Below are 231 nucleotides of genomic sequence, written 5' to 3'. Positions count from 1 at the left end.
CTTGGGTCCGACGGTGCCCTTGCTTTTTTTGACGTCGCTTGCGGGCCCAAGCCGGCCGTCGGCCAGGACTGGAAACGCGGCAATCGATCCGCCGGCGTAGTTTGCCACCAGGAAATGACGGCCTGGGTGATCAAGGCTCAGATAGGTTGGACCGGCCCCGCCGGAGGCGACGGTGTTGAGCAGGGTCAGCTGACCGCTGCTGCGGTCAATCGAGTAGGCGCTGACGGTCCC

Annotated in this window: 1 protein-coding gene; it reads right to left on the bottom strand. The window is 64.9% G+C overall.

What is annotated here, in order from left to right; genetic code table 11:
* Positions 1-231: beta-propeller fold lactonase family protein (locus tag KVT28_RS27295; protein ID WP_217551480.1), on the bottom strand; the 231-nt coding region annotated here is incomplete at both ends.

Source organism: Pantoea sp. GbtcB22, assembly GCF_019091025.1.
GTDB classification, from domain to species: Bacteria; Pseudomonadota; Gammaproteobacteria; order Enterobacterales; family Enterobacteriaceae; genus Pantoea; species Pantoea leporis.
Note: the sequence above shows the minus strand (reverse complement) of the source record. Positions and strands in the feature narration are given on the sequence as shown.